We start from the raw sequence: 23,390 nt of genomic DNA, 5'->3' as shown, positions 1-23,390 counted from the left end.
GAACGTGGCAGGACCGGCACGCCGCCGTCTGGACGCCGAGCTGGTACGGCGGAAGCTGGCGCGCTCGCGCGAGCACGCCAGCCAGCTGATCGCCGCGGGCCGGGTGACCGTCGGCAAGACCGTCGCGACCAAGCCCGCCACCCAGGTCGAGACCGCGGCGGCCATCGTCGTCGCCCAGGACGACAACGACCCCGACTACGTGTCGCGCGGCGGCCACAAGCTGGCCGGCGCCTTCGCGGCGTTCGTGCCGCGGGGCCTGGTCGTCGAGGGCCGGCGCGCGCTGGACGCGGGCGCGTCCACCGGCGGCTTCACCGATGTGCTGCTGCGCGCCGGCGCCGCGCATGTGGTGGCCGTCGACGTCGGGTACGGGCAGCTCGCCTGGTCGCTGCAGAGCGACGAGCGGGTCACCGTCAAGGACCGCACCAACGTGCGCGAGATGACCCTCGACTCCATCGACGGCATCCCCGTCGACCTGGTCGTCGGCGACCTCTCCTTCATCCCGCTCGGCCTGGTGCTGCCCGCCCTGGTCGCCTGCACCGCGCCCGACGCGGACCTGGTGCTCATGGTCAAGCCGCAGTTCGAGGTCGGCAAGGAGCGGCTGGGGACCGGCGGAGTGGTGCGCAGCACCGAACTGCGCGCCGACGCCGTGAAGAACGTGGCCCGGCGGGCCGGCGAGCTCGGGCTCGGTGTCCTCGGCGTCACCGCCAGCCCGCTGCCCGGCCCCTCCGGCAACGTCGAGTACTTTCTGTGGCTGCGGGCCGGGGCGCCCGCTCTTGATCCGGCGGAAGTCGACCGCGCCGTGGCGGAAGGACCTCGTTGAGCACTGGTTCGAGCACGTCTGAAAGCAGCGGCGGCGACCGCCGTACCGTTTTCCTGCTCGCGCACACCGGCCGGCCGGCCGCCGTGCGCAGCGCCGAACTCGTCGTCCTCGGGCTGCTGCGCAGCGGCATCGGGGTGCGCGTCCTGGAGGCGGAGGCGGCCGACCTGCCGCTGCCGGCCGCCGTCGAACGGGTCCCGGAGGGCTGCGCCGACGCGCTCGACGGCTGCGAGCTCCTCGTCGTCCTGGGCGGCGACGGCACGCTGCTGCGCGGCTCCGAGTTCTCCCGCGCCTCCGGCGTGCCGATGCTCGGCGTCAACCTCGGCCGGGTCGGCTTCCTCGCCGAGGCCGAGCGGGACGACCTCGACAAGGTCGTGGACCGGGTGGTGACGCGGGCGTACGAGGTCGAGGAGCGCATGACGCTGGACGTCACCGTGTACCAGAACGGCGACGTGCTGCACCGCGACTGGGCGCTCAACGAGGCGGCCGTGCAGAAGGTGTCCCCGGAGCGGATGCTGGAGGTCGTCATCGCCGTCAACGGGCGGCCGGTGACCGGCTTCGGCTGCGACGGGGTGATCTGCGCGACGCCGACCGGCTCCACCGCGTACGCCTTCTCCGCCGGCGGTCCGGTCGTCTGGCCCGAGGTGGAGGCGCTCCTGATGGTGCCGATCGGCGCGCACGCGCTGTTCGCCAAGCCGCTCGTCACCACCCCCGAGTCGGTGCTCGCGGTCGAGGTCGAGCCGCACACGCCCGACGGCGTGCTCTGGTGCGACGGCCGCCGCACGGTCTCCCTTCCGGCCGGCGCCCGCGTCGAGGTCCGCCGCGGCGCCGTCCCGGTCCGCCTCGCCCGCCTCCACCACGCCTCCTTCACCGACCGCCTGGTCGCCAAATTCGCCCTCCCGGTCTCGGGCTGGCGCGGCGCGCCGCACTAGCCGCAGCCGATACCGGTCGAAGACCGGGCCCGAGGCCCCGGCGGGGCCCCGCCAGGCCCCGCCTCCCCCCACTCCGCCGAGTGAACAGGGGTCCGACACGCCCCCTCCCACCTGCGGGTTCGTGTCCGGACGGCAGGGGCCGTCGCACAGGGGGGTGCGGACCTCGTATGGTCTTCTCCGTGTTGGAGGAGATGCGGATACGGTCGCTCGGGGTCATCGACGACGCGGTCGTCGAGCTGTCGCCCGGATTCACCGCGGTGACCGGTGAGACCGGTGCGGGCAAGACGATGGTCGTGACCAGCCTGGGGCTGTTGCTCGGCGGGCGCGCCGATCCGGCGTTGGTGCGGATCGGGGCGGGGTCGGCGGTCGTCGAGGGGCGGATCACGCTGCCGCCGGGCGCGCCGGTCGCCGCGCGGGCCGAGGAGGCGGGGGCGGAGCTCGACGAAGGGGCGCTGCTCGTCAGCCGTACCGTGTCGGCGGAGGGCCGGTCGCGGGCGCACCTGGGCGGGCGTTCGGTGCCGGTCGGGCTGCTGGCCGAGCTGGCCGACGAGCTGGTCGCCGTACACGGGCAGACCGATCAGCAGGGCCTGCTGAAGCCGGCCCGGCAGCGGGGCGCCCTCGACCGGTACGCGGGGGACGCGGTGGCCGTGCCGCTCGCCGCGTACGGCGAGGCGTACCGGCGGCTGCGGGCCGTCGCCGTCGAGCTGGAGGAGATCACCACCCGGGCCCGGGAGCGGGCCCAGGAGGCGGATCTGCTGCGCTTCGGGCTCGCCGAGATCGAGGCCGTGGAGCCGCGCGCGGGCGAGGACGCCGAGCTGGCCGCCGAGGCGGAGCGGCTCGGGCACGCCGAGTCCCTGGCCTCCGCCGCCGCGCTCGCGCACGCCGCGCTGGCGGGCCAGCCGGAGGACCCGGAGGCCGTGGACGCGACCACGCTGGTCGCGGGTGCGGGGCGGGCCCTGGAGGCCGTACGGGCGCACGATCCCGCGCTCGCCGCGCTTGCCGACCGGATGGGCGAGATCTCCATCCTGCTCTCGGACGTGGCCGGGGAACTCGCCGGGTACGCGGACAACCTGGACGCCGACCCGCTGCGGCTCGCCGCCGTGGAGGAGCGGCGCGCGGCGCTCACCCAGCTCACCCGGAAGTACGGCGAGGACGTGTCCGCCGTGCTCGCCTGGGCCGAGCAGAGCGCGACCCGGCTGACCGACCTTGACGGCGACGACGAGCGCGTGACCGAGCTGACCGCCGAGCGGGACCGGCTGCGCGACGAACTGTCGGCGCTCGCCCAGCGTCTGACGGACGCCCGGACGGAGGCGGCGGACCGGTTCGCCGGGGCCGTCACCGCCGAGCTGGCCTCGCTCGCCATGCCGCACGCGCGCGTGTCGTTCGCGATCCGGCAGACCGAGGACCCGGACGGCGTCGAGGTCGGCGGCCGGCGGGTCGCGTACACCCCGTCCGGCGCCGACGAGGTCGAGCTGCTGCTCGCCCCGCACCCGGGCGCGCCGCCGCGGCCGATCGCCAAGGGCGCGTCGGGTGGTGAGCTGTCCCGGGTGATGCTCGCCGTCGAGGTGGTCTTCGCGGGTACGGACCCGGTGCCGACGTATCTCTTCGACGAGGTCGACGCGGGCGTCGGCGGCAAGGCGGCGGTGGAGATCGGCCGCCGGCTCGCCAAGCTGGCGAAGACCGCGCAGGTCGTGGTGGTGACGCACCTTCCGCAGGTGGCGGCCTTCGCCGACCGGCAGCTGCTCGTGGAGAAGACCAACGACGGTTCCGTGACCCGCTCCGGCGTCACCGTCCTGGAGGGCGAGGACCGGGTGCGCGAGCTGTCCCGGATGCTGGCCGGCCAGGAGGACTCCGAGACGGCGCGGGCGCACGCCGAGGAACTGCTCGCGGCGGCGCGGGCGGACGCCTGATGTCGTTGTCGGGAGACGGAGACCGCCTGGCCGGTGTCGTCGAACGGGTCGTCCGCTTCGGCGTCGCGTTCGGCGCGACCCGGGCGGCGTACGGGCGGCTGCGGAGCCGGCCGCCCGGCAACCCGGCGAGCTGGGAGCGCACCAACCACGCCGGGCGGACCGTGCACACCCAGGCCGGGGCCGCGGCCGCCGGCGGGGCCGTGCTCGCCGCGCTCCCCTCGGTGCCGGCCGCGCTCGCGACCACGGCCGGGGCGGTCTGCGGGCGTCACGACGACCTGCGCGGCGACGAACGCCGGGGCTTCCGGGCACATCTGACGGCGCTGCGGGGCGGCGAGGTCACCAGCGGGGCCGTGAAGCTGTTCGGGATCGGCGCCGCCGGGCTCGCGGCCGGGGCGCTGCTCAAGGAACGGCCGCTTGACAAGGTCCTCGCCGGGGTGGTCGTGGCCGGGACGGCGCACCTCGTCAACCTGGTGGACGTACGGCCGGGGCGCGCCGCCCTGCTCGTGCTCGGGCTCGGCGCGCCGGGCCTGCTGCGCGGGTCGCTCGCCGCGGCGCCGATGGGGGCCGCGGCCGCCGTGCTCGGCGACGATCTGGCCGAGCGCACGATGCTGGGCGACATGGGCGCGCACGCGCTCGGGGCGTCGCTCGGTACCGCCGTCGCCGCCGCCAACGGGCGGTTCGGGCTCGCCGTGCACGCGGCCGGGCTGGTGGCCGCGGCGGCGTACGGGGAGCGCGTGAGCGAGTTCGCGCGCGAGGGCGCACGCCCCTGCGCTCACCCGTGTGAGTGATCCCGGTCGGTAAGTTGCTGCAGCCGACCCGGAACGCGGCGACTTCGGTGCCGGAACGTGCGTACGGACTGGCATCCTTGGGCGCGTGACACAGCTCCGTACGGTCCAAGTGCTGGGCGGCGGCAGCGCGGGCAGCAGCGCGCACGTCAGATCACTTGCCTCGGGGCTGGTGGCGAGGGGCGTGCGGGTGACCGTGTGCGCCCCGCCGGAACTCGACCACGCCTACGACTTCCAGGGCGCGGGTGCCCGTCTCGTGCCGGTCCCGCGGCAGGGCGGCCCCGCGGCCGTCGCCGCGCTGCGCAACGCCTTCATCGGCGCCGACATCGTGCACGCGCACGGCCTCGACGCCTCGGTGCGGGCCTCCCTCGCGCTGGCCGGGGCCGCCGCCGTGCCGCCCACGCCGCTGGTCACCACCTGGCACACCCGCAGCCGGGCCGCGGGGGCGCGCGCCCGGCTCGTACGCCTCCTTGAGCGGCGGACCGTGCGGGCGGCCGCCGTCGTCCTCGGCACCTCCTCCGAACTCGTCGACCGGGCCCGGCGGCGGGGCGCCCGCGACGCCCGGCTCGCGCCGGTCACCGTGCCGGCCTCGCGCGCCCCGGTCTGCCTCCACGACGGCAAGGCGCGGGCCGAACTCGGCGCAGTGGACCGCCCGTTGCTGATGGCGGTCGGTGCGCTGGAGCCGGGGCGGGGGTACGGGATGCTGCTCGACGCGGCCCGTACGTGGCGGGACCTGGACCCGCAGCCGCTGCTCGTCATCGCGGGCGAGGGGACCGAACGGGCGCCGCTGCAGCGGCGGATCGAGGACGAAGGGCTCGCCGTCCGGCTCATCGGGCGCCGCGACGACGTCGCCGAACTTCTCGCCGCCGCCGACGTCGCCGTCCTGCCCTCCCGCTGGGAGGCCCGCTCCCTGCTCGCCCAGGAGGCCCTCCGGCTCGGCGTGCCGCTGGTCGCCACGGCGGTCGGCGGCGTGCCCGAACTGGTCGGCGACGCGGCCGAACTGGTGCCGTACGGGGATGCGGAGGCGCTCGCGGGGGTCGTGCGCGGGCTGCTCGACGACGCGGACCGGAGGTCGGACCTGGCGGCGGCGGGGCGGGTGCAGGCGGGGACGTGGCCGACGGAGGACCAGACGATCGCGCACGTCCTGAGCGTGTACGACGAGCTGTCGGGCCGGTGACTCTTCCCCCACCCCGCCCCGCCGGGCCGGGGAGCGGGTCCGTTCAGCCCGTGTGACGCCGTGCCCTCAAGGCCAGGCTCAGGGCCAGGACCGTCTGGGGGTCGTCCAGGTCCGTGCCCAGGAGTTCGGAGATGCGGGCGAGGCGGTTGTAGAGGGTTTGGCGGTTGAGGTGGAGTTCGCGGGCGGTTTCCGCCTTGCGGCCCGCGTGGGCGAGGTAGGTCTCGAGGGTGGGGAGGAGTGGGGGGCGGGAGGTGCGGTCGTGGTCGCGGAGGGGGCCGATGGCGCGGTCGACGAAGGCGGCCAGGTCGGGGTGGTCGCGCAGGCGCCACAGCAGGAGGTCGGTGTCGAGGCGGCGGGCGTCGTACCAGGGGAGCTCCGAGAGGCCCTGGGCGGCGGTGGCCGTTTCCGCCGCGTGGCGCAGGCCCGCGGAGGCGGCGGCCCAGCCGCCGGCGACGCCGACCACGACGACCGGCGGGTGGGTGCCCGCCCGTTCCAGGCCGGCCCGTTCCACGCCGGCCCGGAGCGCGGCGGCGACCCGGTCGGCGACGGCGGTGCGCTCGGACTCGGAGCGCAGGCCGAGCAGGAGCGGCACCCGGCCCTCGACCGGGCGTACGCCGAGCAGGACGGGGACGCCGACCGAGGCCAGCTCCTCCAGGACGGCGCGGGCGAGCAGGGCCCAGTTGCCGGAGGGCGCCAGTTCGGAGGCGAGGCGCATCACCACCGGGAGCAGGGGGCCGTCGCCGGGTTTGAAGCCGAGTACGCGGGCCTGGGCCGGGGCGTCCTCGGCGGAGATCCGGCCCTCGGCGAGGTCGGTGAGGAAGTCGCCGCGGCCGCGCGCGGCCAGCTCCTCCTCCTGCCGGGCCTGCATGAGGACGACCGCGAGCAGCCCGGCGGCCCGCTCGGCGGCCATCCGGTGCACGGGGGAGAGCGGGGAGGAGACGGCGAGGAGCACCAGTCGGGCCCGGACCGACGCGCTGCCCGGGCCGCCGCCCGGTACGTCCACAAGCACCGCGCCCGTCGGCGGGCCGGACTCGCGCGCGGCGCGCTGCCCGCGCAGCCCGTCCCACACCTGGAGCGGGTCGGCGGGCTCGGAGTCGGTGCCCGCCGCGTAGAGCAGCTGTCCGTCGGGGGTCTCCAGGAAGACCGGGTTGAGCGCGAAGTCGGCGAGGATCCGCAGCACCTGCGGGACCCCGCCGCCGCCGAGGAGGGCGGCGGTGCACTGGTGGTGCACCTCCTCCGCCTGCCGGAGCAGCGCGTAGTGCCCGTTGACGATCTCGGTGTGGATCTCCTCCGTCACGGCGACGAAGGGGACCTCGCGGTGGAGCTGGACGAGGGGGAGCCCCGCCGAACGGGCGGTTTCGACGATGGTCGCCGGCAGGCGGGCGAACCGCGGGCCCAGCTCCACCACGAGGGCCGCGATGCCGCGCTCGGCGAGCCGGCGCACGAAGGCCCGCTGCTCGGCGGGCCGGGTGCCCAGGCCCAGACCGGTGGTGAGCAGCAGCTCGCCGCCCTTGAGCAGCGAGGCGATGTTCGGCACCTCGCCCGCGTGCACCCAGCGCACGGTGCGGTGCAGCCGGTCGGCGCCCGCGACGACCTCCGGGAGACCGCTGCGCAGACCCGGAAGCTCGAGTGCCCGCTGCACGGTGATCCCGCCCTGACGTTCCATGGTCCGGACGCTACCCGCGTCGGTGTTTCCGCGACATCACCCGGGCGTCACGGGGCCGGACAGTTCGTACAGGGGGGCGACAACTCGTCGCCCCGTGGCGGGAATTGTGCGACCGCCTGTCGCTTGTGGCCTACGTCACGTACGAGGATGCTCTCGCGCCATGGCAGAGAACCCCAACCCGACGGGGCCGCAGGCTCCCCAGGCCCCACAAGCCACCACCCCAGTCGCCAAGGCCCCCGAGGTCCACCGGCTCAAGGCGAACTCGGTCGGCCTCGTCGGAGTCGTCTTCATGGCGGTCGCCACGGCCGCTCCGATCACCGCGATGACCGGCAACCTCCCCATCGCCGTCGGCTTCGGCAACGGCACCGGAGCCCCCGCCGGCTATCTCTTCGCGACCGTCGTCCTCACCGTCTTCTCGGTCGGCTATGTCGCCATGGCCAAGCGGATCACCGCCGCCGGCGCCTTCTACGGCTACATCTCGCACGGCCTCGGCCGGATCGCCGGCATGGCCTCCGGCATGCTCGCCGTCCTCGCGTACATCGTCTTCGAGGCGTCCATCGTCGGCGTCTTCGCCTACTTCGCCAAGACCACCGTGGCCGCCCAACTCGGCGTGGACCTGCCGTGGATCGGCTACGCGGCGGCCATGCTCGCGGTCACCGCCGTCCTGTCGTACTTCGACATCAACCTCACCGCCAAGGCGCTCGGCGTGATGCTGGTGGCCGAGATCGCGGTGCTGTTCGCGGTCGCCACCGCCGTGCTGATCGCCGGCGGCGGCCCCGACGGCATCCCGGCCGAGCCGATCAACCCGAAGAACGCCTTCACCGGCGCCTCCGCCGGCCTCGGCCTGTTCTTCGCCTTCTGGTCGTGGGTCGGCTTCGAGTCCACCGCCATGTACGGGGAGGAGTCCCGCGACCCCAAGCGGGTCATCCCGCGCGCCACCCTCGTCTCCGTGATCGGCGTCGGCCTCTTCTACATCTACGTCTCGTGGATGACCATCGCCGGCAACGGGCTCGCCGGCTCGGTCAAGCTGTCCTCCTCGGCCAGCCCCCTCGACCTGTTCTTCGCGCCCACCGAGTCCTTCATCGGCGGCTGGGCCGTCGACGCCTTCCAGTGGCTGCTGCTCACCGGCTCCTTCGCCTGCGGGATGGCCTTCCACCAGTGCGCCGCCCGCTATCTGTACGCGATCGGCCGCGAGGGCTTCCTGCACCCGGCGCTCGGGCGCACCCACCCGAAGCACGGCTCGCCGTACCTCGCCTCGTTCACACAGAGCGTCATCGCCGTCGTCCTCGTCGGCGCGTTCTGGCTCACCGGCCAGGACCCCTACATCCACCTCTACACGCTGCTCGCGATCCTCGGCACGATGGCGATCCTCATCGTGCAGACCCTCTGCTCCTTCGCCGTCATCGGCTACTTCCGCCGGAACCACCCCGAGGACCGGCACTGGTTCAAGACCTTCACCGCTCCGCTGCTCGGCGGGATCGGCATGATCGCCGTCGTCGTGCTGCTGGTCATGAACATGGAGACCGCGGCCGGGCTCGCCGCCGACTCCCTCTTCTTCAAGGCCATCCCGTGGATCGTCGGGCTCGTCTTCTTCGGCGGCCTCGGCCTCGGCTTCTACCTCAGGGCCCGGCGCCCCGAGCGCTACGAGATCATCGGCCGGATCGTCCTGGAGGACGCCGCCGAGCGCGCCGACGACACCACGAACCCGGACCCGGACTCCGACCCAGCCCCCGCGCCCGTACCGCAGATCTGACATCCGTCCCCACCTCCAGGAGCGCCCCATGGCACGCACCAACCCGATGCACCTCCTGAAGCACCTCGCCGCCGAGCACGCCGACGCCCGACGGCTGGACATCCCCGTGGCCGAACTGCGCGGACTGCGGGCCGACGCCCTCGGCCGCCGCACCCTCCTCAAGTACGCCGCCGCGGCCGGCATCGCCGTCTCCGCCGGGACGGCCGTGGCCGCCCCGGCGGTCGCCAAGGCCGTCACCCCCGCCGCCGGCGCCCGGATCGCCGTGGTCGGAGCCGGCATCGCCGGCCTCACCGCCGCCCTCACCCTCCAGGACGCCGGACTCAGCCCGGTCCTCTACGAGGCCAACCCGAGCCGGGTCGGCGGCCGCATGTGGACCCAGCGCGAGCACTGGGCGTACGGGCAGACCTCCGAGATCGGCGGCGAGCTCATCGACACCAGCCACAAGAAGATCCTCGAACTCTGCCGCCGCTTCGGCCTCGCCACCGAGGACTTCCTCGGCGGCGGACCCAACGGCGCCGAGGAGGTCCTCTGGTTCGACGGCGCCTACTACCCGCGGGAACAGGCCGACGAGGACTTCAACGCCGTCTACCAGCAGCTCCACCGCGACCTGCTCGACGCGGGCGAGGTCAAGTGGAACCGGACCACGCCCACCGGCACCGCCCTCGACGACATGACGCTGTACGACTGGATCGAGAGCCGGGTCCCCGGCGGGCACGCCTCACCGCTCGGCCGGTTCTTCGACGTCGCCTACAACGTCGAGTACGGCGCCGACACCGTCGACCAGTCCTCGCTCGCCCTGGTGCTGCTCATGGGCTACCAGACCAATCCGGGCCACTTCAACATCTGGGGCCTGTCCAACGAGCGCTACCACGTCGTCGGCGGCAACGACCGGCTGCCGAACGCCGTCGCCGGGGCGCTGAAGCCCGGCACCCTGCGCATGGGCTGGTCCCTCGACGCCGTACGGGCCAACGCCGACGGCACCCAGACCCTCACCTTCACCGAGGCCGGCAGCACCCGGACCGTCACCGCCGACCACACCGTCCTGTGCGTACCGCTGCCCGTCCTCCAGCGGCTCGACCTCTCCCGGGCCGGCTTCGACCCACGGATGAGCAACCTGCTGCGGGACGCGCGGATGGGCTACTGCACCAAGCTCAACATGCAGTTCGCCACCCGCCCCTGGCGCGGCACCGGGCCCTGGCCCGGGGTCTCCGCCGGCGACTGCTTCACCGACGCCGAGGTCCAGCAGACCTGGGACACCACCAAGGTCCAGGGCGGCACCGGCGGCATCCTCATCCAGTACGGCGGCGGCAGCCTGGCCCGGAACCTGAGCCCCGCGGGCCCCTTCTCCACCGAGTCCGACCCGTACGTCCGGGACCTCGTCGCCCGCTACCTGAAGGGCATCGACGCCTTCTTCCCCGGCACCTCGAAGTCGTACACCGGGCGCGCCCAGCTCTCCGCCTGGCACGAGAACCCGTACTCCCTCGGCGCCTACTCCTACTGGCCGGTGGGCTACCTCCACCGCTACGCCGGCTACGAGGGCACCGCCCAGGGCAATCTCCACATCGGCGGCGAGCACTGCTCCTACGACTTCCAGGGCTTCATGGAAGGCGGCGCCACCGAGGGCGAGCGGGCCGCCCGGGAGGTGATCGCCGCCCTCACCTGACGCCCTCGGCCGAGTCAGGCGGCGGCCGGCGCGATGTTGTGGTTGAAACGGAAGACGTTGGCAGGGTCGTAGGCGGCCTTGACCCGGGCCAGGCGCCGGTAGTTCTCGGCGCCGAAGCCCTCGACCACCCGCTGCCGGCCCTCGTCGCCCGTGAAGTTCAGGTACACCGCGCCGATCGACCACGGCTGGGCGTCGGCGCGGACGTCCCGCACCCACTGGATCGCGCGCTCGTCGTCGGCCGGGTCCTCCCACACCGCGAAGGGGTGCACACCCCAGGCCGCCGGCCGCCACGGGATCGGGAAGTCGGCCGGGCCACGGGCCACCTGGCCCCCCAGCGGGAACAGCACGTGCTGCATGCCCGAGGGCACGATCATCCCGGCCGAACGGGCGCAGAACACGTCGACGGCGGGGTCCGGGAAGCCCGACAGATACTCCGCCGACCAGTAGTTCCGCATCCCCGGCGGGTCGTCCAGCATGCACTGGAAGTCGGCGTACGGCAGGTCCATGAGCAGCTCCACCGACGGCTTCAGCGCGTACAGCGGCGCCGCGAACTCGCGGACCTCGGACGCCGGGCCGGCCCAGGTCACCAGGGCGCCCGCGAGCAGCGTGCCCTGCAGCTCCTGGGGGATGAACTCCTCGGGCGGCGCGTTGAGATAGATCGCGCCCCCGCCGGCCTCGTCCGGCGCGTCCTGGAGCAGATCGCGGTAGGCCCGGACGACCTCGGGGCCGGCCTCCTTCGGGAACAGCAGCATCACGAAGGAGAACTCCGGCAGGGGGTGCACCCGCAGCGTCATCGAGGTGACCACCCCGAAGTTCCCGCCGCCGCCGTGCAGCGCCCAGAACAGCTCCGCGTTCTCCTCGGCGTCCGCGTGCACATGATGGCCCTCGGCCGTCACCAGCTCCACGGCCAGCAGGTTGTCGCAGGCGAGCCCGAACTTCCGCTCCAGCCAGCCCGACCCGCCGCCCAGCGTGAACCCCCCGACCCCGGTCGTGGACGCCCGTCCGCCGGTCACCGCCACATGGAAGGGCTGGCAAGCCCGGTCCAGATGGCTCATCGTCGCCCCGCCCGCGACCCGTACCGTCATGTGCTCCGGGTCGGCCACCACGGCGTGCATCCGCCGCAGGTCCACCACGAGCCCGCCGTCGTTGAGCGCGGCCCCGGCCACACTGTGCCCGCCCCCGCGCACCGCGATCGGCAGCCCGGCGTCCTGCCCGAACAGGACCGCGTTGATGACGTCCTCATGCGTCTCGCACTGGGCGATGACCGCGGGGCGCCGGTCGATCATCGCGTTGAAGACGACCCTGGCCTCGTCGTAGCCCGGATCGCCCGGCACGTACACGTCGCCGGCGATGTCCTCGCGCAGTCCCGCAAGGGCGCTGTCAGGAGTGATGGTGCGGGGAGCCATGGGGGTGCCCCCCTTTCGTGACGGAGGGGGGACAGGACAATCTCATCGTAGGTCCGGCCCCCCGGCCGCGCCCCTCAGCCCGTACGCCCCGGCGCTAGCCCCCGTACGCCCCGCTCGCCGTCAGCCGCAGTGCCGTGTCGATCAGCGGGACGTGGCTGAAGGCCTGCGGGAAGTTGCCGACCTGGCGCTGCAGCCGGGCGTCCCACTCCTCGGCGAGCAGGCCCAGGTCGTTGCGCAGTGAGAGCAGCTTCTCGAAGAGCTTGCGGGCCTCGTCGACCCGGCCGATCATCGCCAGGTCGTCGGCCAGCCAGAACGAGCAGGCGAGGAACGCGCCCTCGTCGCCCTCCAGGCCGTCCACGCCCGCCTCCTCGCCGGCCGTCGGGTAGCGCAGCACGAAGCCGTCCTCCGTGGACAGCTCGCGCTGGATCGCCTCGATCGTGCCGATGACGCGCTTGTCGTCCGGCGGCAGGAAGCCCATCTGCGGGATCAGCAGCAGCGAGGCGTCCAGCTCCTGCGAGCCGTAGGACTGGGTGAAGGTGTTGCGCTCCTTGTCGTAACCCTTCTCGCAGACGTCCCGGTGGATCTCGTCGCGCAGCTCGCGCCAGCGCTCCAGCGGGCCGTCGGCGTCGCCGGACTCGATCAGCTTGATCGTGCGGTCCACCGCCACCCAGGCCATCACCTTGGAGTGGGTGAAGTGGCGGCGCGGGCCGCGCACCTCCCAGATGCCCTCGTCGGGCTGGTCCCAGTTCTTCTCCAGGTAGTTGATCAGCTTGATCTGCAGGAGGGAGGCGTAGTCGTTGCGGGACAGGCCCGTCATGTGCGCCAGGTGCAGGGCCTCGGTGACCTCGCCGTACACGTCCAGCTGGAGCTGGTTCGCCGCGCCGTTGCCGACCCGGACCGGGCCGGAGTTCTCGTACCCCGGCAGCCAGTCCAGCTCCGCCTCGCCGAGCTCCCGCTCGCCGGCGATGCCGTACATGATCTGCAGGTTCTCCGGGTCGCCGGCCACCGCGCGGAGCAGCCAGTCCCGCCAGGCGCGGGCCTCCTCGCGGTAGCCGGTGCGCAGCATCGAGGAGAGGGTGATCGCCGCGTCCCGCAGCCAGGTGTAGCGGTAGTCCCAGTTCCGTACGCCGCCGATCTCCTCCGGAAGCGAGGTGGTCGGCGCGGCCACGATCCCGCCGGTCGGCGCGTACGTCAGCGCCTTCAGGGTGATCAGCGAGCGGACCACCGCCTCCCGGTAGGGGCCGTGGTACGTGCAGTGCTCCACCCACTCGCGCCAGAACTCGACGGTCGCCTCCAGCGAGCCCTCCGGGTCCGGCAGCGGCGGCGGCTCCTTGTGCGAGGGCTGCCAGGAGAGCGTGAAGGTGATCCGGTCACCGGGCGTGACGGTGAACTCGGAGTACGTGGTGAGGTCCTTGCCGTGCGTCTCGGCGTCGGCGTCCAGCCACACCGAGTCCGGCCCTGCGACGGCGACCGTCCGCTCGCCCACCTTGTGCACCCAGGGCACGACCCGCCCGTAACTGAACCGCATCCGCAGCGAGGAACGCATCCGCACCCGGCCGCTGACTCCCTCGACGATCCGGATCAGCTGCGGCGCCCCGTCGCGCGGGGGCATGAAATCGGTCACCCGGACCGTGCCGCGCGGGGTGTCCCACTCGGACTCCAGGACGAGCGAGTCGCCCCGGTAGCGGCGCCGGTCGGCGGGGGCCGCGGGCGCGCCCTCGGGGACCGCGGGGCCGACCCGCCAGAAGCCGTGTTCCTCGGTCCCGAGCAGTCCCGCGAAGACTGCGTGGGAATCGAAGCGGGGCAGGCAGAGCCAGTCGACACTGCCGTCCCGGCAGACCAGGGCGGCGGTCTGCATGTCTCCGATGAGTGCGTAATCCTCGATGCGCCCGGCCACGTGCTTCACTCCAGATCGAACGGCCACGTCCGCCCCACGGGGCGACGGTTACGGTCAGCGGTCAAGGGATCGTTGACGAGCTCTTCGTACCGGTGACTTGGCGGGGGTGGTGCCGTGCCGGTCCGGCTCGGCAGCGCGTGTCCGAGCAGGATACGACGCACCCTAGTGACCGGCGGCGCCGATCTTGCAACGGCGCTGAGCCGATCGGGTGAATGGGTCTTGACCTCGACCGAAAACCCTCCTTGCACTGTGCCCGCCCCACCTCGGCCCGGCTGTGTCGCCGACCGTGTGCACCCGACTGCCGCGTGTGGCCGGAAGCGGTCTCCCGATGTCGCTGATACCCTGGTACCCCGTGGACCGGTGGGAAACGGCGACAGCTGAGGACCCCGAAACCGCAGCGACGGCACCCCCCGATTCTTCCGGAGGGGACGCCGGTACGCACTTCCAGAACGCGACCACGGGAGCCCCCTCTTGGCGATGCCGCCCAACACCACGACGACCAAGCACATCTTCGTCACCGGGGGTGTCGCCTCCTCCCTCGGCAAGGGCCTGACCGCCTCCAGCCTGGGTGCGCTCCTCAAGGCCCGGGGCCTGCGGGTCACGATGCAGAAGCTCGACCCGTACCTGAACGTCGACCCGGGCACGATGAACCCCTTCCAGCACGGCGAGGTGTTCGTCACCAACGACGGCGCCGAGACCGACCTGGACATCGGCCACTACGAGCGCTTCCTCGACGTCGACCTCGACGGCTCGGCCAACGTCACCACCGGCCAGGTCTACTCGCAGGTCATCGCCAAGGAGCGGCGCGGCGAGTACCTCGGCGACACCGTGCAGGTCATCCCGCACATCACCAACGAGATCAAGTCCCGGATCCGGCGCATGGCGACCGACGACGTCGACGTCGTCATCACCGAGGTCGGCGGCACGGTCGGCGACATCGAGTCGCTGCCGTTCCTGGAGACCGTCCGCCAGGTCCGCCACGAGGTCGGCCGCGACAACGTCTTCGTCGTGCACATCTCGCTGCTGCCCTACATCGGCCCGTCCGGCGAGCTGAAGACCAAGCCGACCCAGCACTCCGTCGCCGCCCTGCGCAACATCGGCATCCAGCCCGACGCGATCGTGCTGCGCGCCGACCGCGAGGTCCCGACCGCCATCAAGCGCAAGATCTCGCTGATGTGCGACGTCGACGAGGCCGCCGTGGTCGCCGCCATCGACGCCCCGTCGATCTACGACATCCCGAAGGTGCTGCACACCGAGGGCCTGGACGCCTATGTCGTCCGCAAGCTCGACCTGCCCTTCCGCGACGTGGACTGGACCGTCTGGGAGGACCTCCTGGACCGCGTCCACAACCCCGACCACGAGGTCACCGTCGCGCTCGTCGGCAAGTACATCGACCTGCCCGACGCCTATCTGTCGGTGACCGAGGCCATGCGCGCCGGCGGCTTCGCCAACAAGGCCCGGGTCAAGGTCAAGTGGGTCACCTCCGACGACTGCAAGACCCCGGCCGGCGCCGAGCAGCAGCTCGGCGACTGCGACGCGATCCTCGTCCCCGGCGGCTTCGGCGACCGCGGCGTGGCCGGCAAGGTCGGCGCGATCCGCTACGCCCGCGAGAACAAGGTGCCGCTGCTCGGCATCTGCCTGGGCCTGCAGTGCATCGTGATCGAGGCCGCCCGCAACCTGGCCGACATCCCCGAGGCCAACTCCACCGAGTTCGACCCGGCCACCGCGCACCCCGTCGTCTCGACGATGGAGGAGCAGCTGGCGTACGTCGAGGGCGCCGGCGACCTGGGCGGAACGATGCGCCTGGGCCTCTACCCGGCCAAGCTCGCCGAGGGCTCGGTGGTCCGCGAGACCTACGCGGACGAGCCGTACGTCGAGGAGCGCCACCGGCACCGCTACGAGGTGAACAACGCGTACCGCGCGGAGCTGGAGAAGAAGGCCGGCCTGGTCTTCTCCGGCACCTCCCCGGACAACAAGCTCGTCGAGTTCGTCGAGTACCCGAAGGACGTGCACCCCTACCTGGTCGCCACCCAGGCGCACCCGGAGCTCAAGTCCCGCCCGACCCGCCCGCACCCGCTGTTCGCGGGCCTGGTGAAGGCGGCCGTCGAGCGCAAGACGGGCAAGCCGGCCCAGTAGTCCACGGGCGTTAACGTTGCCGGGGTACGGGTCCCTCACGGGACGCGTACCCCGGCTTTCGTACGCGGTCACGACGCGGTCATGTGGGAGGACTACTGATGCAGGTGCAGGACACCCCGGAGGAGTGGCAGGTCGTCGCCACCACCACCCCCTTCAAGGGCAACAAGACGAGTGTCCGCACGGACGACGTGGTCATGCCGGACGGCACGGTCGCCCGCCGCGACTACCAGGTCCACCCCGGCTCGGTCGCGGTCGTCGCCCTCGACGAGCAGGACCGGGTGCTGCTGCTCAAGCAGTACCGGCACCCGGTGAAGCAGAAGCTGTGGGAGATCCCGGCCGGACTGCTCGACGTGCCCGGTGAGAACCCGCTGCACGCCGCCCAGCGCGAGCTGTACGAGGAGGCCCACGTCAAGGCGGAGGACTGGCGGGTCCTCACCGACGTCTACACCACGCCCGGCGGCTGCGACGAGGCCGTCCGGATCTTCCTGGCCCGCGACCTCGCCGAGGCGGAGGGGGAGCGGTACGAGGTCTCCGACGAGGAGGCCGACATGGAGTTCGCCCGGGTCCCGCTGGCCGAGCTGGTCCGCGGTGTGCTCGCGGGCGAGCTGCACAACAACTGCCTGGTGGTCGGCGTGCTCTCGCTGATGGCGGCCCGCACCGGCGACGGCCTGGACGCGCTGCGCCCGGCGGACGCGGAGTGGCCGGCCCGGCCGTTCGAGGCGTAGCCGGTACGAGCGGGCGGTACGGGGGAGGGGCGGGGGATCCCGCCCCGCACCCTTCGCCCGCCGCCGGTCCGACAATCCACTGATCCGATCGGGCGATCCGTCCGCCGCGCTCCGCCGGATCCGTGCCGTGGCCTGAACTACGCTCGTGATCGCCCGTGCGGAGCCCCCCGCGGGATGGTCGTGCGCAGGTGGACGGGAGAGTGGCCCGTGACGGATCAGGCGGTTGGGGGTCCCCCCGGACGGAGCCTGGGGGAGGTCGGCGCCTCGCGGTTCTACGGTCGCCAGCGGGAGTTGAAGGCGCTGCGGGCCGACATCGAACGCACCGGCCTCGACACTCTCACCGGCCGCAAGGCCCCCCGCGCCCGGGTCCTGCTGATCGCGGGCAAGCCCGGCTCGGGGCGGACCGCGCTCGCCGAGGAGCTGGTCGGCGGGCTCGCCGCCGACTACCCCGACGGGGTCTTCCGGACCCGGCTCACCGAGCCCGGCGGCGACCCCGTCCCCACCGCCCGCGCCGCCCGGGAGCTGCTCGCCGCGCTCGGCGTCGAGGAGCCCCCGGGCGCCGCCGAGGACGAGCTGACCGCCCTGGTCCGCACCGCCTTCACCGGCCGCCGGGCGCTGCTGCTGCTCGACGACGCCGTCGACGCCGAACAGGTCGACCCGCTGCTCCCGGACAACCCCGACGCCCTGGTGGTGGGCGTGGCCCGGGGGCCGCTCACCGGCATCCCGGACGTGCGGCCCTGCACGGTCGGCGGCCTCGACCCCAAGTCGGCCATCGAACTGCTCACCGCCTTCACCGGCTCCGTCCGGGTCACCGTCGACCCGCAGGCCGCCGAGAGCCTGGCCGAGGAGTGCGGCGGACTGCCCGCCGCGCTCGTCCTGGCCGGCGGCTGGCTCGCCGCCCGGCCCAAGGCCTCGGTCGCCGACCTCACCAAGCGGCTGCGCGGACTGACCGGCGACCCGGTCGAGCGGGCCTTCGCCCTGGTGCACGAGGCGCTGCCGCAGCCGGCCGCCCGGATACTGCGTCATCTGGCGCTCGCCCCGCTCGGCCGGGCCGACGCCCACACCGCCTCCGCGCTCGCCGGCTGCTCGGTGTCCGCCGCGGCGACCACCCTCGCGGACTTCGCCGCGCTCGGTCTCGTATGGGAGGTGCCCGGCGGGGAGGGGCAGTACGAGGTGGGAGGGCACCTGGTGCCGCTGCTGCGCGAGCGGCTGACCGAGCTCGACCGGCCGGCCGAGGTGCAACTGGCCCGGGCCCGGATGCTGGAGCGGACCGTGCGGCTGCTGCAGTCCGCCCGCGCCGTCACCGAACCCGAGGGCTCCCCGGCCCGCCGCAAGCTCGCCGGGCTGCCCCGCGCGCTGCGCTTCCCGAACCCGGCGACCGCCCGGGCCTGGCTGGACGGCCGGCGTCCGGTGCTGCTCGCCGCGGCCCGGCTCGCCGTCGCCGACGGGGAGCTCGACACCCTGGCCCGGCGGCTGATCGCGGCCCTGGTCCGGGCGCTCACCGCGCACCGGGGCGCCGAGGCCGCCGCCCCCGACCTCTACGGGCTGCACCGCCTGGTCCTGGACGTCGCCGAGCGGCGCGGACTGCACCGGGAGCAGGCCGCGGCCCTGCTCAACCTGGCCGACCTGGACACCAGGACCGGACGTACCGAAGACGCTCTGCAACGATATCGGTCGGCTTTGGATGCCGGAAGGCGAGCAAATGATCCGTATGCGACCGGCCGCGCAATGGAATCCGTAGGTGGGGCGTATCAGGAGCTGGGGGACTGGCAGCGGGCCGGCGACTGGTACGGGCGCGCCCTCGCCCAGCGCCTCGCCCGCGACGAGCGCGCCGACCAGGCCCGGCTCTACGGCCGGCTCGGCGCGGTGCACACCTACGCGGGCCGCTACGGCGAGGCGCTGCGCAACTGGCGCGCCGCCGCCGCGGGCTACCGGCGGCTCGCCGATCTCCCGGGCTACGCACGGGCGTTGAGCGAGGCCGCCCGGGTCCAGGAGTACGCGGGCCGGCCCGAGGAGAGCCTGCGGACCTGCGAGGAGGCGGTCGACTGGGCCCGGCGTGCCCAGGACGTACGGCTGCAGGCGGCGCTCCAGCTCAGGCTGGCCGACACCCTGGACCGGCTCGGCGACCCCGCCGCGGCCCGGCTGCACCGGTCCGCGGCCGAAAGACTCCTTGGAAGCGGTTCCTCCGCCTACGAAATCCGCAGTGCTTCTGAAGAAGATTAGTGCTTTGCAAGGCTAGACAGCGGGAACTCCTTCATTAGACTGGTTGCGCCGCGATCGACCGCGGTCTGTCCCGGTGCGCGGTAGTGCATCCGGGTATGTATCGCAGTGCACCCCCGTTTCCCCCGATTCAAGGACCGTGATCGACGATGAAGGTCGGCATCCCCCGCGAGGTCAAGAACAACGAGTTCCGCGTGGCCATCACCCCCGCCGGTGTCCACGAGCTCGTCCGCAACGGACACCAGGTCTTCGTCGAGCAGAACGCCGGTGTCGGCTCCTCGATCACGGACGAGGAGTACGTGTCGGCCGGCGCCGAGATCCTCGCCACCGCCGACGAGGTCTGGGCCACCGCCGACCTGCTGCTCAAGGTCAAGGAGCCGATCGCGGAGGAGTACCACCGCCTCCGCAAGGACCAGACGCTCTTCACCTACCTGCACCTCGCCGCCTCCAAGGAGTGCACCGACGCGCTCCTCGAGTCCGGCACCACCGCCATCGCCTACGAGACGGTCGAGACCGCCAGCCGCGCGCTCCCGCTGCTCGCCCCGATGTCCGAGGTCGCGGGCCGGCTCGCCCCGCAGGTCGGCGCCTACCACCTGATGCGCTCGGCCGGCGGCCGCGGCGTGCTCCCCGGCGGCGTCCCCGGCACCCACGCCGGCGAGTGCGTCGTCATCGGCGGCGGCGTCTCCGGCTGGAACGCCGTGCAGATCGCCATCGGCCTGGGCTTCCACGTGACCCTGCTCGACAAGGACATCAACAAGCTCCGCGAGGCCGACAAGATCTTCGGCACCAAGGTGAAGACGATCGTCTCCAACGCCTTCGAGCTGGAGAAGGCCGTCGTCGAGGCCGACCTCGTCGTCGGCGCCGTCCTCATCCCGGGCGCCAAGGCCCCGAAGCTGGTCACCAACGAGCTCGTCGCCAAGATGAAGCCCGGAAGTGTCCTTGTCGACATTGCCATCGACCAGGGCGGCTGCTTCGAGGACTCCCACCCGACCACCCACGCCGAGCCGACCTTCCAGGTCCACAACTCGGTCTTCTACTGCGTCGCCAACATGCCCGGCGCGGTCCCGAACACCTCCACCTACGCCCTCACCAACGCCACGCTGCCCTACATCGTGTCGCTGGCGAACAACGGCTGGGTCGAGGCGCTGCGCCGCGACGCCGCGCTCGCCAAGGGTCTCAACACCCATGAGGGCAAGGTCGTTTACCGCGAGGTCGCCGAGGCGCACGGCTACGAGCACGTCGAGCTGGCCAGCCTCCTGGGCTGATCGGACGGACGGCTGTCAACATCCGCCGTCAACCCCGCGCACCGGGCCGGACCTTGTCGAGCAAGGTCCGGCCCGATGTGTGTCCGGCCACGTTCCGACGCCCGGTCAACTCGCCTCGAACGTAACTCTTTAACCGTTTCGCGCACCCCTGAAACGTACGGTTCCCTGCCTGCGCACCCTTGACAGCGGGGTGTTCGGTTGCCGACACATCGGGCCGGGTCCGGCGGATTGTGTTGCTGCGGAGCGGTGACACGCCATAGAGTCGCCAACCGTCGGCATGGTGCCACGCTGACCTATCGATAAATGTTCCTGGTCAATCCAAGGAGGTAAGACGACTTGTGAATGAGTCGACATTTACTCCCGAGGGTGCCCAGCCAGGAGCCCCGATCGGCTCCGTCGCGGTGCGGACCTTCGCGACGCACCAGACCATGACGCCAGCCCATACGATGAAGATGACGGACGGCCTACACGTGAACGCCACGGCCGGCAACGAGATGGGCCGAGAGTCCACCCACTTCGCCGCCTTTGACGAGGTGCCCGAGGGGCACTTCTACGACCCCGACGCCGAGTACGAGCCCGATCCGGAGTACGCGGCCACCCTCGCACCCGACGCTGCCCGCCAGCGCCGCGAGCGGATCGGCCCCACCGGACGGCCCCTGCCGTACTTCCCGATCCCGGGCCCGCTCACCGACCACGGACCCGCGAAGATCATCGCGATGTGCAACCAGAAGGGCGGCGTCGGCAAGACCACGTCGACCATCAACCTGGGCGCCGCACTCGCCGAGTACGGACGGCGGGTGCTGCTCGTCGACTTCGACCCGCAGGGAGCCCTGTCGGTCGGCCTCGGCGTGAACCCCATGGAGCTCGACCTCACCGTCTACAACCTGCTCATGGAGCGGGGCATGTCGGCGGACGAGGTGCTGCTCAAGACCGCGGTCCCCAACATGGACCTGCTGCCGAGCAACATCGACCTGTCGGCCGCCGAGGTCCAGCTGGTCTCCGAGGTCGCGCGCGAGTCCACGCTGCAGCGCGCCCTCAAGCCGCTGATGAACGACTACGACTACATCGTGATCGACTGTCAGCCCTCGCTCGGCCTGCTCACCGTCAACGCCCTGACGGCCGCTCACAAGGTCATCGTGCCGCTGGAGTGCGAGTTCTTCGCGCTGCGCGGCGTGGCGCTGCTCACCGAGACGATCGAGAAGGTCCAGGAGCGGCTCAACCCCGAGCTTGAGCTCGACGGCATCCTCGCCACGATGTACGACTCGCGGACGGTGCACTCGCGCGAGGTGCTCGCGCGCGTCGTCGAGGCCTTCGACGACCACGTGTACCACACGGTGATCGGCCGGACCGTGCGCTTCCCGGAGACCACCGTCGCCGGCGAGCCCATCACCACGTACGCCTCGAACAGCGTGGGCGCCGCGGCCTACCGTCAGCTCGCCAGGGAGGTGCTCGCCCGGTGTCACGCCGAGTGAGTCTGCCCGGCGCCGACGAGCTGTTCCGTACGACCGGGGGCATGGGGCTGCAGTCCTCCTCGCCGCGCCGGACCGTTCCGCCCCCGGCGGGCGAGAGCGACTCGGCCGCGGCCGGCGGCGCGCCGGCCGAGGGATCCGCCGAGCACGCGGCCGCCGACGCCGAGCCGACGGAGCCGCGCGCCCGGACGGCGGACCCGAAGGCCGCGGCTCCGGCCGCCGCCCCTTCCGCCACCCCGGCCCAGGCCCGGCGGCGGGCCCGCGCCGCCAGCCGGCGCCCCAGCGGGCGCGAGCGCCACGACGAGAAGATCACGGTCTACGTCTCCGCCGAGGAGCTGATGGACCTGGAGCACGCGCGCCTGGTGCTGCGCGGCGAGCACGGCCTCGCGGTCGACCGCGGCCGGATCGTCCGCGAGGCGGTCGCGGTGGTCCTCGCGGACCTGGAGTCCCGCGGCGACGCGAGTATCCTCGTGCGCCGCCTGCGCGGCCGCTGACGGTAGCCTGCGGAGCTGCCGCACCCCCGCTCCACCAGGACCCCGATGCCCCCTCCCTCTGACGAAACGTCCCGCCCGCCCCGCCGCCGCGCCCTGGGGCGCGGGCCGGGGGCGGGGCCGATGCCGGTGGCGGAGCCGGAGCCGCCCGTGGTGGCGGTCGAGCCGGAGCCGGAGCCCGTACGGGTGGAGGCGGAGCCCGAGCCCGAGCCTGAGGTCGTACGGGCGGAGCCCGAGGTCCTGGAACCCGCACCCGAGTCCGGTGACGGGCGCTTCACCGTGCGCCTGGCGAACTTCGAGGGGCCGTTCGATCTGCTCCTCCAGCTGATCGCCAAGCACAAGATGGACGTCACCGAGGTCGCGCTGTCCAAGGTGACCGACGAGTTCATGGCGCACATCCGCGCCATGGGGCCCGACTGGGACCTCGACCAGACCACCGAGTTCCTGGTGGTCGCGGCGACCCTGCTCGATCTGAAGGCCGCGCGGCTGCTGCCCGCCGCCGAGGTCGAGGACGAGGCGGACCTCGCGCTCCTGGAGGCCCGGGACCTGCTCTTCGCACGGCTGCTGCAGTACCGCGCGTACAAGCGGATCGCGGAGATCCTCGCCGAGCGCTGGGAGAGCGAGGGCCGGCGGTATCCGCGCACCGTCGGGCTGGAGCCGCACCACGCCGAGCTGCTGCCCGAGGTCGTCATCTCCATCGGCGCCGAGGGCTTCGCCAGGCTGGCCGTGAAGGCCATGCAGCCCAAGGCCAAGCCGCAGGTGTACGTCGACCACATCCACGCCCCGCTGGTCAGCGTGCGCGAGCAGGCGGGCATCGTGGTCGCGCTGCTGCGCGAGCGCGGCACGCTCAGCTTCCGCGAGCTGGTGGCCGGCACCGACGACACCCTGACGGTCGTCGCCCGCTTCCTGGCCCTCCTGGAGCTCTACCGGGAGAAGGCCGTCGCCCTCGACCAGGAGACCGCCCTCGGGGACCTCACCGTGTCCTGGACGGGCGGCGAGACGGGCGCCGCGGCGGCCGCCGCCGTCACCGACGAATTCGATCAGGAGGACGCCCCGTGAGCGATCTCAAGCCCGCCCT

At 73.0% G+C, this 23,390-nt stretch carries 17 protein-coding genes; 14 read left to right on the top strand and 3 right to left on the bottom strand.

The window, feature by feature from the left end; all coding sequences use genetic code 11:
* Positions 1-4 precede the first annotated feature (4 nt).
* The 5 genes from JAO84_RS07350 to JAO84_RS07330 all read left to right on the top strand — a co-directional run bounded on the left by JAO84_RS07350 (position 5) and on the right by JAO84_RS07330 (position 5,621).
* The gene (locus JAO84_RS07350; protein WP_265865670.1) at positions 5-820 is read left to right on the top strand and encodes a TlyA family RNA methyltransferase; all 816 of its coding nucleotides are present in this window, start codon (positions 5-7) and stop codon (positions 818-820) included.
* Positions 817-1,749: an NAD kinase gene (locus JAO84_RS07345; protein WP_370411482.1), complete on the top strand. Its 933-nt coding sequence runs from the start codon at positions 817-819 to the stop codon at positions 1,747-1,749. Before JAO84_RS07350 ends, JAO84_RS07345 begins: the two co-directional genes overlap by 4 nt.
* Before the next feature lie 167 nt (positions 1,750-1,916).
* Positions 1,917-3,659 carry a DNA repair protein RecN gene (gene recN, locus JAO84_RS07340; protein WP_370411480.1) on the top strand — a complete coding sequence of 581 codons (1,743 nt, stop codon included), beginning with the start codon at positions 1,917-1,919 and terminating at the stop codon, positions 3,657-3,659.
* Complete coding sequence (locus JAO84_RS07335) at positions 3,659-4,447, top strand: hypothetical protein (protein WP_370411478.1); 789 nt, start codon at positions 3,659-3,661, stop codon at positions 4,445-4,447. The genes recN and JAO84_RS07335 overlap by 1 nt, the downstream gene beginning before the upstream one ends.
* An 85-nt stretch (positions 4,448-4,532) precedes the next feature.
* Positions 4,533-5,621, top strand: coding sequence for a glycosyltransferase family 4 protein (locus JAO84_RS07330; RefSeq protein WP_370411476.1), 1,089 nt, complete (start codon positions 4,533-4,535; stop codon positions 5,619-5,621).
* 43 nt (positions 5,622-5,664) lie between these two features.
* On the opposite strand, the gene JAO84_RS07325 is transcribed toward JAO84_RS07330, so the two are convergent.
* Entirely contained in the window at positions 5,665-7,287 is a 1,623-nt protein-coding gene (locus JAO84_RS07325) for a PucR family transcriptional regulator (protein ID WP_265865664.1), read from the bottom strand.
* A 160-nt stretch (positions 7,288-7,447) separates the two neighbouring features.
* On the opposite strand from JAO84_RS07325, the gene JAO84_RS07320 reads away from it, so the two are divergent.
* Both JAO84_RS07320 and JAO84_RS07315 read left to right on the top strand, forming a co-directional pair.
* Positions 7,448-9,040 (top strand): APC family permease, encoded by a 1,593-nt coding sequence (locus JAO84_RS07320; RefSeq protein WP_370411474.1) that lies wholly within the window; start codon positions 7,448-7,450, stop codon positions 9,038-9,040.
* A 28-nt stretch (positions 9,041-9,068) separates the two neighbouring features.
* Positions 9,069-10,703, top strand: coding sequence for a flavin monoamine oxidase family protein (locus tag JAO84_RS07315; protein WP_370411472.1), 1,635 nt, complete (start codon positions 9,069-9,071; stop codon positions 10,701-10,703).
* A gap of 14 nt (positions 10,704-10,717) precedes the next feature.
* Here JAO84_RS07315 and JAO84_RS07310 read toward each other — a convergent pair whose 3' ends face one another.
* Positions 10,718-12,109: an FAD-binding protein gene (locus JAO84_RS07310; RefSeq protein ID WP_370411470.1), complete on the bottom strand. Its 1,392-nt coding sequence runs from the start codon at positions 12,107-12,109 to the stop codon at positions 10,718-10,720.
* A 94-nt stretch (positions 12,110-12,203) separates the two neighbouring features.
* The gene (locus JAO84_RS07305) at positions 12,204-14,006 is read right to left on the bottom strand and encodes a glycoside hydrolase family 15 protein (protein ID WP_265865661.1); all 1,803 of its coding nucleotides are present in this window, start codon (positions 14,004-14,006) and stop codon (positions 12,204-12,206) included.
* Between the two features lie 477 nt (positions 14,007-14,483).
* Here JAO84_RS07305 and JAO84_RS07300 point away from each other — a divergent pair, with 477 nt between their 5' ends.
* The 7 genes from JAO84_RS07300 (at position 14,484) to JAO84_RS07270 (ending at position 23,371) form a co-directional block, all read left to right on the top strand.
* Complete coding sequence (locus tag JAO84_RS07300) at positions 14,484-16,142, top strand: CTP synthase (protein WP_265865698.1); 1,659 nt, start codon at positions 14,484-14,486, stop codon at positions 16,140-16,142.
* 98 nt (positions 16,143-16,240) lie between these two features.
* Entirely contained in the window at positions 16,241-16,867 is a 627-nt protein-coding gene (locus tag JAO84_RS07295) for an NUDIX hydrolase (protein ID WP_265865660.1), read from the top strand.
* Positions 16,868-17,074: 207 nt separating this feature from the next.
* Positions 17,075-19,090 (top strand): tetratricopeptide repeat protein, encoded by a 2,016-nt coding sequence (locus JAO84_RS07290; protein WP_370411467.1) that lies wholly within the window; start codon positions 17,075-17,077, stop codon positions 19,088-19,090.
* 146 nt (positions 19,091-19,236) lie between these two features.
* Entirely contained in the window at positions 19,237-20,352 is a 1,116-nt protein-coding gene (gene ald, locus JAO84_RS07285) for an alanine dehydrogenase (protein WP_370411465.1), read from the top strand.
* A 446-nt stretch (positions 20,353-20,798) separates the two neighbouring features.
* Positions 20,799-21,824, top strand: coding sequence for a ParA family protein (locus tag JAO84_RS07280; protein WP_265865697.1), 1,026 nt, complete (start codon positions 20,799-20,801; stop codon positions 21,822-21,824).
* Entirely contained in the window at positions 21,821-22,315 is a 495-nt protein-coding gene (locus JAO84_RS07275; protein WP_370416680.1) for a hypothetical protein, read from the top strand. The genes JAO84_RS07280 and JAO84_RS07275 overlap by 4 nt, the downstream gene beginning before the upstream one ends.
* A 45-nt stretch (positions 22,316-22,360) precedes the next feature.
* Positions 22,361-23,371, top strand: a complete 1,011-nt coding sequence (locus JAO84_RS07270) for a ScpA family protein (protein WP_370411463.1) — start codon at positions 22,361-22,363, stop codon at positions 23,369-23,371.
* Positions 23,372-23,390 lie beyond the last annotated feature (19 nt).

Origin of the sequence: Streptomyces fradiae, from assembly GCF_041270065.1 — a bacterium.
In the GTDB taxonomy this organism is placed as follows: domain Bacteria; phylum Actinomycetota; class Actinomycetes; order Streptomycetales; family Streptomycetaceae; genus Streptomyces.
The sequence above is the reverse complement of the archived record's forward strand: the minus strand, read 5'-3'. Positions and strand labels throughout refer to the sequence as shown.

What these genes read in the sequence shown, in the direction of transcription:
- JAO84_RS07315 (WP_370411472.1), top strand. Translation starts at nt 9,069, where the DNA reads ATGGCACGCACCAACCCGATGCACCTCCTGAAGCACCTCGCCGCCGAG.
- JAO84_RS07300 (WP_265865698.1), top strand. Translation starts at nt 14,484, where the DNA reads ATGCCGCCCAACACCACGACGACCAAGCACATCTTCGTCACCGGGGGT.
- JAO84_RS07335 (WP_370411478.1), top strand. Translation starts at nt 3,659, where the DNA reads ATGTCGTTGTCGGGAGACGGAGACCGCCTGGCCGGTGTCGTCGAACGG.
- ald (WP_370411465.1), top strand. Translation starts at nt 19,237, where the DNA reads ATGAAGGTCGGCATCCCCCGCGAGGTCAAGAACAACGAGTTCCGCGTG.
- recN (WP_370411480.1), top strand. Translation starts at nt 1,917, where the DNA reads ATGGTCTTCTCCGTGTTGGAGGAGATGCGGATACGGTCGCTCGGGGTC.
- JAO84_RS07320 (WP_370411474.1), top strand. Translation starts at nt 7,448, where the DNA reads ATGGCAGAGAACCCCAACCCGACGGGGCCGCAGGCTCCCCAGGCCCCA.
- JAO84_RS07310 (WP_370411470.1), bottom strand. Translation starts at nt 12,109, where the DNA reads ATGGCTCCCCGCACCATCACTCCTGACAGCGCCCTTGCGGGACTGCGC.
- JAO84_RS07325 (WP_265865664.1), bottom strand. Translation starts at nt 7,287, where the DNA reads ATGGAACGTCAGGGCGGGATCACCGTGCAGCGGGCACTCGAGCTTCCG.
- JAO84_RS07270 (WP_370411463.1), top strand. Translation starts at nt 22,361, where the DNA reads ATGCCCCCTCCCTCTGACGAAACGTCCCGCCCGCCCCGCCGCCGCGCC.
- JAO84_RS07280 (WP_265865697.1), top strand. Translation starts at nt 20,799, where the DNA reads ATGAAGATGACGGACGGCCTACACGTGAACGCCACGGCCGGCAACGAG.
- JAO84_RS07295 (WP_265865660.1), top strand. Translation starts at nt 16,241, where the DNA reads ATGCAGGTGCAGGACACCCCGGAGGAGTGGCAGGTCGTCGCCACCACC.